The sequence below is a fragment of the Sphingobium sp. genome (assembly GCF_041987595.1).
Lineage (GTDB): Bacteria > Pseudomonadota > Alphaproteobacteria > Sphingomonadales > Sphingomonadaceae > Sphingobium.
The window spans coordinates 7,185-16,476 of the sequence record NZ_JBHIWJ010000092.1 but is presented as its reverse complement, the minus strand read 5'-3'; the positions used below and the strand labels follow the sequence as shown (position 1 = coordinate 16,476).

The window sequence follows — 9,292 nt, the reverse complement described above, 5'->3', positions numbered from 1 at the left end:
GGTGCCAAGGACAGCGATTATCAGCGCGCTGGCGCTAAGCTGATCGAGACTGCCGCCGAAATTTTTGCCGAATGCGAGATGGTGGTGAAGGTCAAGGAGCCGCAGTCCATCGAGCGCGCGATGCTGCGCGAAGGCCAGATCCTGTTCACCTATCTGCACCTCGCGCCCGATCCGGAGCAGACGAAGGATCTGGTCGATTCCAAGGCGGTGTGCATCGCCTATGAGACGGTGACGGACGACAATGGCGGGCTGCCCCTGCTCAAGCCCATGAGCCAGGTTGCCGGGCGCATGGCGATTCAGGCCGGTGCGACGGCGCTGGAAAAGGTGCATGGCGGACGCGGCGTGCTGCTGGGCGGGGTGCCCGGTGTGCTGCCCGCCAAGGTCGCGGTGATCGGCGGCGGCGTGGTCGGCTTCAACGCGGCGCAGATGGCGGCCGGGCTGGGCGCGGACGTCACCATTCTCGACCGCAGCCCGGAAGTGCTGGAGCGGCTGGGCATCTATTTCGAGGCGCGGGCGAAGACGCGCTTTTCCAACCGCGCCAATCTGGCGGAATGCGTGGCCGAGGCCGATCTGGTGATCGGCGCGGTGCTGATCCCCGGTGCCGCCGCGCCCAAGCTGGTGTCGGCGGATATGCTGAGGACCATGAAGAAGGGCGCGGTGCTGGTCGACGTGGCGATCGACCAGGGCGGCTGTTTCGAGACCAGTCATCCCACCACCCATGACGACCCCACCTATATCGTCGACGGCATCGTCCATTATTGCGTCGCGAACATGCCCGGCGCAGTGGCGCGGACAAGCACCTATGCGCTCAACAATGTAACCTTGCCCCATGCGCTGCACATCGCCGATCTGGGATGGAAGGAGGCGCTGCGCGCGGACCGGCATCTGCTGGAAGGTCTGAACGTGTGCGCCGGGCAGATTATCTATCGCGCGGTGGCGGAGGAGCTGGGGCTGCCTTTCACCCCGGCGGAACAGGCCATCAAATAGAGGTTTGCCCAGGGATCGTGATCGAAGACCAAAGTGTCTGATCTTTGGACAATTGCGAACGGCAAAGCTTCCCCTCCCTGAAGGGGAGGGGCTCATTGCCCTGAACTCGCCCATTCCGCCTTCTCGACCACAATATCGCTGAGGCCTTGCGGGTTCTGTGTCCTCGTTCGTTTGGCGGGATGAGGGGGCTGTTGATCGCCCCCCTTTCGATAGTTTCCGCCGAAGAGAGGCATGGTTTCCGTCATGGTCGATCGCACAGCTCCCGCCGCCCTGCTCCGGCAAGGCATTGTCTTCCGCATGGCCTTCAAGGCTCGGACAGAGGGGCAGCGCTGATGCAGGGTGATATGATGAGCTGGCTCATTCCCCTCGCCGCCATGCTGGGCGCGGGGTTGTTCGCGGGCTTTGCCGCAGGGATTTTCGGCATTGGCGGGGGTTTCGTCGTCGTGCCCGCGCTGTTCGTGGTGCTGCCGCTGCTGGGCGGCACCCATGAGGCCATTGCCCATGTGGCCATCGGCACCTCGGCAGCGACGATCATCGTCACATCGATCCGTTCCCTCCTCTCCCATGCCAAGCGCGGAGCGGTGGAATTTGAGGTGCTGAAGACATGGGCGCCGTGGATCATATTGGGCGACGGCGTCGGCGTGTTACTGGCGGGTCATGTCGACGGCCACATCCTGACCATGATCTTCGCGGTCGGCGTGTTCCTGATGTCGCTCAACTTCCTGCTGCCAAAGGTGGGCGGCAAGGTCATCAGCGACACCATGCCGTCGGGCATCGCACGGGTGGGCATCGCCGGGGGGCTTGGCACCTTTTCCGCGCTGCTGGGCATTGGCGGGGGCACGATCGCGATCATGGTCATGACGCTCTGCGGCCGGTCGATCCACCGCGCCATCGCCACCGCGTCAGGCATCGGCACGCTGATCGCCATCCCCAGCGCTATCGGTTTCGCCCTGATCGGACTCAAGGAGACCGGTCTGCCCTGGGGATCGCTGGGCTATGTCAATGTGCCCGCGACGCTGGCGATCGCTTCCATGTCGATCCTGACCGCGCCGCTGGGCGTGGCCGTGGCGCATGCCATGCCCGCCGCGCCGCTGAAAAAAGTCTTCGGCGTCTATCTGGTCATCATTGCCTTCGTGATGTTCCGCAACGCCATCAGGATGTGATCCTGCTTCCCCCCCGACCGCCCGCGGCGCCGCACTGGCCGCGGGCGGTTTTTTGTGTCCATGCCCCCTCCCGCCGATGCGCGTCACGATCATGCGAAGGAAATGCGCGAGAAGGGCTATCGGACCGGTGAGGTGCGGGTCTGCGGGCGGGGCCGTCAATCGGCGTCCGGATCACGGAAATTCAACCGGCGCGTCACAGTGTAATCCAGCACGCCGACCAGAAAATAGCTGATCCATTGTTTGATGAGGGTCGGCAGACTGCGCTGGGCGCGATGCGTTTCCAGCGTCACCTGCCGACTTTCCTCTGCCCGACGGTCGATGAAGCCGCGCATCGACCGGGCAAATCCCGCATCCTCCACCCGCAGCATGATCTCCAGGTTGAGGAAAAGACTGCGCATGTCGAAATTGGCCGATCCGATGTAAACGGCGTCGTCCACGACGATCAGCTTCATATGCAGTTTGCAGGGCTGATACTCCAAAATCTCCACGCCGCGCTTCAGCAGCGGACCGTAGAGCAGCCGCGCCGCTGCAACGGTGGCGCCATTGTCGGAGCGCGACGGCAGGATCAGCCGCGAACCCTGCCTGCGCGCGGCATGGGCGAGCCGCTTGAGCATCCCCCGCCCCGGGGAGAAATAGGCCGCCACCATGTCCAGCCGCCCGGCGCGCTCCAGATCATGTTTCACCATCTGCGCCCAGGGGCTGAGGCGACGGGTCGGGCCGCCGATCACCCAGCGCAACGGCTCGTCAGCGCCAGGGTGGGGCGGGTGCCAGTTGCGCACCATCCGGCGCAGCGTGCGGAAGCGCTGCTTGCGGGTCGAGACCCAGCGCCAGAGCTGGGCGAACCAGCTGGTCATCGCCTGCACCTGCGGACCTTCGACCCAGAGGCCAAGATCATACCAGCAATCCTCCGGCGGGATCCCGAAATAGCCGTTCTCGACGTTGAAGCCGCCCATCAGCAGCCGCCGGTCGTCGGCGATCGCCAGTTTCTGATGATTGCGGATCAGATAGCGGGTCGAACGCCGCGCCCCGAAACGGCCGAAAAGCCCGCCCGCCGCCACCAGCGGATCAAAGAAATGGGCAGGCGTATCGGCCGATCCGAAGGCGTCCACCATCAGCGTGACCGCCACGCCACGCTCCCGCGCCGCGATCAGCCGGTCGAGGATCAGCTGCCCGCTGCTGTCTCCCGCGAAGATATAATAATAGAGTTTCAGGCTGGTTTGCGCGCCGTCGATCAGATCGACCAGGGCCTGACGCAATGCCGCGCCGGTTTCGACCACCCGAAGCCGGTTGCCGTGCAGCGACAGGCTGATGCGGTCGTCCCCCTCATCCCCCTCTGCCTGTCGGATGGTCGCCATAATCCCTTCATGCCCTCATTCCCGGCGGCTGACCATGACTTTATGGGCTTTTCATTGACTCTTCCGACAAGCGCTGTTAGGCGGCGGTTTCACGACTTTTCATTGGTTGTTCAGGAGCGCCCTTTTGGCCCGCGTTACCGTCGAAGATTGCGTCGACAAGGTTACCAACCGTTTTGACCTCGTTCTGCTTGCCGCGCAGCGCGCCCGTGAGATTTCGGGCGGCGCGGAACTGACGCTGGACCGCGACCGCGACAAAAATCCGGTCGTCGCCCTGCGTGAGATCGCGGAGGAAACCATCCTGCCGGTGGATCTGCATGATTCGCTCGTCGCCTCGCTGCAGAAGGTGCAGATCGACGACGACGATACACCGGACGAAATCGGTTCGATCGCCCAGTCGGCAGAGGCCTTGCGCCTGACCGCTGCTGCCCCGCCGCGCAACCAGAATATCGGCGGCGATTACGACGGCTGATCCGACCTGACCAGTTTGGAGAGGGAATGAGGCCCGGCCTGCGCAAGTAGGACCGGGCTTCGACTTTTCGCCCTATGACGGTAAGCGACCATTATTGGGCAAAAGAGGCATGGCCAGCTTGCCCCTAAGTAGTCATTGGTCCAGTCTCTCAATCGAACCCTAGGGAAGAGTTATGCGCCAGCGCCGACGAATGAACAGCGCGGCTAACGACTGGGAAGCGGCGCCGTGGGACGCCAGCGACGAGATCGCCGACGCCCAACTCAAAGGTTATCGCGAGCGCTCTGATAAACCTATCCATTGGCAGGCAGTCGGCACCATCCCTCCTAACGGGAAGCTGTTCGGGCTGAATAAGCAGTGGCATATATCTCGCGATGTCGAATATTTCGCCGAGCATGAGGGCGAGCAGCTATTGCTCATCCAGCTTGCGTGGCACGGATTTCCTGATCCACCGGAATGGGGGCTAGTCTCACGGGTGGTAGGAAGCGAAGCCGCGCCGTGGAGTGAATGGGGCTACTTTGTCAATCTGCCTGCTTGTTGGTCGCTTCCACAAGACGAGGGGTGACGACCATTCAAGGCCGTTTTTTGGTCTTGCGTCACCCTTTGATAGCGGACACGATCCTACCCGAACAAGAGACATGAAGATCGACGATAAGGCTCCCTCATTTATGCCATTGTTGAAATGGATGCCGAGGAGGGGGGTGTTAGTCGGGATTCTCGGATTGACAGTGCTGGTCGATGCCCTGTTGGTGGCATATTGGATGCGGCCTCCTTTAGTGACTGTGGAAGCCGAAATCATCATAGGAGTCCGGCAAGCGTCATCGACCATTGCGCGGCAACAGTTGCCTGTATTTGATATAGCGCAAAAGCGTTGGATGATCGGCGATCAAGAAATCAAAGACTTTCGCCAACACCTGATATATCCAGATCGACAGAGCCGTCTGCTGGACAGCATGGGCTCTTTCTTTCCCATGCGCCTTCCCGATGACGGGGGATTAGAGACGCTCCATCTCGCAGTTAGCCAACTTGCGAAATCCGGCGTATGTCAAATTGCGATCTTCGATATGCAGAGACGGCTCGATAGCATTGCAGTCATCCTGAGAATCCGGCGCTATCGGGACTGGGCAGGACAGTGGAAAACCTGCGAGGATGCCGTTCATTCTATCCCGGACCATATAGACTAAGGGCTTCGACCCCCCGTCTGCTTTCATCGCTATTTCCTCAAAATGGGACTGTATGCCATCCACCCATCAACGCTCCCGCCCGTTTTATGGCATGCGCGATCCATGCGCCGAGATCATTTCGCCATGTCGAGGATTTTGGTCTGCGCCCCGTCTTCATCGGCCTTATCCGGCGTGGGGCTTGCGATGGATCGGCGCCGCCGCGTCCGGCTCGCGGCGCTGCCCGGGCCGCCGCCGACCAGCTTTTGCAGGTCGATCATCGCGCGCGACATGGAAATGCCCCGCGGCCCGGCGATAAAGCGCGGCTCCCAGCGCGGGCCGAATTTGTCTTTATAGGCGCGCAACCCTTCAAAACCGTAGAAGCTCTCGCCATGGCGGAAAAAGAAGGCGCCCGCCTTGGCCCAGAAGGGGGACAGGCGCCGCGCCTCCAGCCCTGACAGGGGAGCAGGGCCCAGGGTGAACCAGTCATAGCCCTGGCTCCGGCCCCAGAGCATCAGGTGGATGAACAGATAATCCATCGTCCCATAGGGCATTTCCGACGCATGCCGCATCAGATCGACGGAAAGCTCGCGGTGGTTGGCGGTCGCCCAGATATTGGCGAAGGCGACGATCCGTCCCTCCTGCCGCACCACCGCGCAATCGCAGGCGGCGATATAGGCGGGGTCGAAGCGGCCGACGCTGAAGGCCTTTTCGCCATGGCCCTTGGCGGCCAGCCACTGGTCGGAAACATGTTCCAGTTCGTGCAGCAGCATCGGCACCTGCGCGGCGGGGATGATGTCGAAGCTTGCTCCCTCTCGCACCGCGCGGCGCTCGGCATAGCGCAGCGGCCGGGCGTCGGGACCGTCGAGCGTGAAACGGTGCAGGTCGACGCGGGCCTCCTCGCCATATTTGACGATCGCCAGGCCCAGGTCGATGGCCAGCGGCAGGGCATTGAGGCTGAGTTGATAGAGCAGCAGCCTGCCCTGCTCGGCATCCGCTCTTTCGCGCAACTGCCAGAGCAGGTCGGGCCATTCTTCCCGGTCGCCGACGGGATCGCCCATGACGATCCAGCTATGCCCCTGCACCTGATACATGACGAAGGCGCGGCCGGTGGGCGAGGTCAGGAACAGCTTGTCGCCGGTCGTCGCCAGAAAGGCATCGGTGCGCTCGGCCAGCGCCAGCGCCTCCCGGCTCGGGCGGGTGGAGGGCCGGTCGGCGCCGCCCGGCGCGCCTGCCGGCCGGAACATGCGCCAGAAGGCAGCGGCGACGACCAGGATCGCGCTCGCCAGCCCGGCGCGCAGGAAACGGGCGGCATTGGCCTTCGGTCCGAAATGCCACCAGAGGTCGTTCTGATATTCGACATGCTTATAGGCGAAGAAGCCGATCCAGAGCGACAGTCCCACCGCCACCGCCAGCGTCGCCACCCAGGCGGGACTGAGCGCTTCGGCGGTGAAGCGGGTGCGGCGATAGAAGGCCCCCCGCGTCCATTGCAGCAATGCGGCGGTGATCAGCAGCGCAATTGCCTCCTCATAATCAAGGCCCTTGATGAGCGAGAAGAGGGCACCCGCCAGCAACAGGCTGCGCGTCATCCAGAAGGCGGCGTCCAGCCGGCGGTAGAGGCCCGAAGCGAGCAGGATCAGCAGCGTGCCGATGATGCTGGCGGCGAAATGCGACGCCTCGACGAAGGTCAGCGGCAACCAGCCGGTGACGATGTGCATGCGGTGCTGAATCGCGGGGAGCGCACCGGAAACCAGCAGGATCACGCCGCTGACCGCGACCAGCAGCGACAGCATGACCGGGGCCATGCCGGACGCCGCCGACTGCGCGCCGTCCAGCACGCGGCTGACGGGATGCCGCCAGCTATTGCCCTCATGCAGCGCGATCGCGACCACGCCCAGCAGCAGCGGGATCAGATAATAGATCAGGCGATAGGCGATCAGCGCCGCCAGCAGGCTGGGCCGGTCGACATCGGGCAGGGTCGCGACGATCACCGCCTCGAATATGCCGATGCCGCCGGGCACATGGCTGACCAGCGTGACGATGATCGCCAGCGCGTAGGCGAGAAACAGCGTCGGATAGAGGGTGGGGGCGATCCCCGGCACGAGGATGAACAGGGCCGCGCTGGCGGCGGCAAGGTCGATGCAGGCGACGCCGATCTGCGCCAGCGCCTGACCCCGCGTGGGCAGGGCCAGCGTCCAGCCGAAGAAGCACGGCGCCCGGCCTCCCCTGCCGATGGCGGCCAGCAGCCCCAGCGCCGCCAGCAGGATCGCGCCTCCGGCGACCCGCTGCACCGGCAGGCCCAGCGTCACGCCCATGACCGCGATATAGGCGGGATGCACCAGCATCAGGGCGCCCGCCAGCACGAGCACCCCGCCCCAGAAGGACAGGCCCGCCGAGGCGATGATGCGGGCGATGTCGCCGCCCTCCAGCCCCGCCGCCGAATAGATGCGGTAGCGCGCCGATCCGCCGGTCAGCAGCGAGAGGCCGAGATTGTGGCTGAGCGTATAGCTGCAAAAGGAGGCCAGCGCCGCCGTGCGCCAGGGCAAGGGACGGCCGATGATGCGAAGCGCGACATAATCGTAGAAGGTGAGCGCGACATAGCTCGCCGCCGTCAGCGCCAGCGCGACGGCAAGGCGCCAGCCGGCGATGGCATGGACCGCATGGCGAACGTCGTGCAGCCGCACTTGCGCCAGCAGACCGTGCAGCGCCGCCAGCCCCAGCGCCGCCACGGCCAGCATGACCGACAGGGTCAGTGCGCCCTTGTTCGCCTTCATCCAGCTGCCGATTTTTTGGGCTTGCAGCGTCATATCACGAGTCCCCTGAGCATCCGGTTCACCAGCAGCGGCGCATTGCGGTCGAAATGATGGCCGCCCGGCACCACCGCCACATCCGCAAGGCCTGCGGGGATGGCCGGGCAGGCGCTGTCATTTTCCTGCGCGCCCCTGACGCAGAGCAGGGACAGGCCGCGCAGCCGCATGATCGCCGGGATCGTCGGATATTGGCGGGTCGCATCCATGTTGAGCCAGCTCGACAGGTGGAACTGGAAATCGGCCGAGGGGCTGAGGCCCAGCATCGATATCCGCTCGATCCGGGCGCGCAGCGGCGGCGGCAGGCTGCCCGCGATATAGGGCAGCACGTCCGCGCCGAAGCTATAGCCGACCAGCAGCACCCTGCGCCGCTGCCAGTGCTGCGAATAGCCGCGGATGATGGCGGTCAGATCATGCGCGGCGCCCCGCGGCGTGCGCTGGCTCCAGAAATAGGACAGGCTGTCCACGCCGACCACGGGAATGCCCGCATGCGCCAGCTGCGCCGCCACATCCCTGTCCAGACCCACCCAGCCGCCGTCGCCGGAATAGATCACCGCCATCATGCCGGTACGCGGCGCGGCGGGATCGGTGACGATGGTGATGGGCAGGTCGACCGGGAGCGCGACGCTGCCCGTCATCGGGGTAAGCCATGGCTGGACCTGCGACAGCAGCGCCGCGTCGCCCTGTTCCGCGGGGCGGGACAGCAGCCTGCCGCTGCCGGTGCGGGCCACGAAGGCGGGAAGCCGCTTGCGCCCGCCGTCGCTCAGCGCGATCCAGGGCGAAGGAAGCTTGCGGCTGGGGGCGAAGGCCCAGCCCCTGTAGGGACGCCTGATCGCCGCGATCTTCAGGCTGCCGGAGCGGCACCAGCTCCGCGCGCCGGGCAGGATCGGGGTGAAATCGTCCGACAGCACGGCGGCATAGGCGCCGTTCGGGCCGGAGGCGAGCGCCGCATAGGCCAGCGCCGCCCCCTCCCCGCGCCCGATCAGGACGGGCTTGCGATACATGGGCAGGGCGAAGCGATGTTGCAGGTCGCGGGCGAGGCTGAGGATGCCGTAATTGGGGTTGATGCACCGCTTCGAACCGTCGAGCGCCTTCAGAAAGTCCGGCGTGGAGACGCCCGCCACCAGCGCGCCGCGCGCGGCGAGGCGGCGGGCGAAACCGGCGCTGTTCCCGTCCCACCCCCGACGGCCGGACAGGGCGATCACCACGCCTTTGGGCAGGGCGGCCACGCCGATGGCGGCGCGGGCGGGATAGGGCTGGGTGAAATATTCGGCCATCACTTCGTTAAACACGGCGAAATTGCCCAAATCGGTGAGGTAGGCGTTGAGCTTGACGATGTCGTCGAGCGAGCCGC

Annotated in this window: 8 protein-coding genes and 1 pseudogene; 5 read left to right on the top strand and 4 right to left on the bottom strand. The window is 64.8% G+C overall.

Annotated elements, in window-relative coordinates:
- Positions 1 to 987: alanine dehydrogenase (ald, locus tag ACFC3J_RS18055; protein ID WP_375197461.1), on the top strand; the 987-nt coding region annotated here is incomplete at its 5' end.
- Between the two features lie 332 nt (positions 988 to 1,319).
- Positions 1,320 to 2,150, top strand: coding sequence for a sulfite exporter TauE/SafE family protein (locus ACFC3J_RS18050; protein WP_375197460.1), 831 nt, complete (start codon positions 1,320 to 1,322; stop codon positions 2,148 to 2,150).
- A gap of 155 nt (positions 2,151 to 2,305) precedes the next feature.
- Here ACFC3J_RS18050 and ACFC3J_RS18045 read toward each other — a convergent pair whose 3' ends face one another.
- Positions 2,306 to 3,505, bottom strand: a complete 1,200-nt coding sequence (locus ACFC3J_RS18045; RefSeq protein WP_375197459.1) for a phosphatidylserine/phosphatidylglycerophosphate/cardiolipin synthase family protein — start codon at positions 3,503 to 3,505, stop codon at positions 2,306 to 2,308.
- A 124-nt stretch (positions 3,506 to 3,629) separates the two neighbouring features.
- Here ACFC3J_RS18045 and rpoZ point away from each other — a divergent pair, with 124 nt between their 5' ends.
- The 3 genes from rpoZ to ACFC3J_RS18030 all read left to right on the top strand — a co-directional run bounded on the left by rpoZ (position 3,630) and on the right by ACFC3J_RS18030 (position 5,155).
- Positions 3,630 to 3,974, top strand: coding sequence for a DNA-directed RNA polymerase subunit omega (rpoZ, locus tag ACFC3J_RS18040; protein WP_176592107.1), 345 nt, complete (start codon positions 3,630 to 3,632; stop codon positions 3,972 to 3,974).
- Positions 3,975 to 4,164: 190 nt separating this feature from the next.
- A complete protein-coding gene (locus ACFC3J_RS18035; protein WP_375197458.1) occupies positions 4,165 to 4,536 on the top strand; it encodes a hypothetical protein in 372 nt (123 codons plus the stop codon).
- Between the two features lie 73 nt (positions 4,537 to 4,609).
- Positions 4,610 to 5,155, top strand: coding sequence for a hypothetical protein (locus tag ACFC3J_RS18030; protein ID WP_375197457.1), 546 nt, complete (start codon positions 4,610 to 4,612; stop codon positions 5,153 to 5,155).
- Between the two features lie 113 nt (positions 5,156 to 5,268).
- Here ACFC3J_RS18030 and mprF read toward each other — a convergent pair whose 3' ends face one another.
- The 3 genes and pseudogenes from mprF to ACFC3J_RS18015 form a co-directional block, all read right to left on the bottom strand.
- Positions 5,269 to 7,938, bottom strand: a complete 2,670-nt coding sequence (mprF, locus tag ACFC3J_RS18025; protein WP_375197456.1) for a bifunctional lysylphosphatidylglycerol flippase/synthetase MprF — start codon at positions 7,936 to 7,938, stop codon at positions 5,269 to 5,271.
- The gene (locus ACFC3J_RS18020; RefSeq protein ID WP_375197462.1) at positions 7,935 to 8,942 is read right to left on the bottom strand and encodes a virulence factor family protein; all 1,008 of its coding nucleotides are present in this window, start codon (positions 8,940 to 8,942) and stop codon (positions 7,935 to 7,937) included. The genes mprF and ACFC3J_RS18020 overlap by 4 nt, the downstream gene beginning before the upstream one ends.
- Before the next feature lie 189 nt (positions 8,943 to 9,131).
- Positions 9,132 to 9,292, bottom strand: a pseudogene (locus ACFC3J_RS18015) (Rid family hydrolase); the annotation flags it as partial.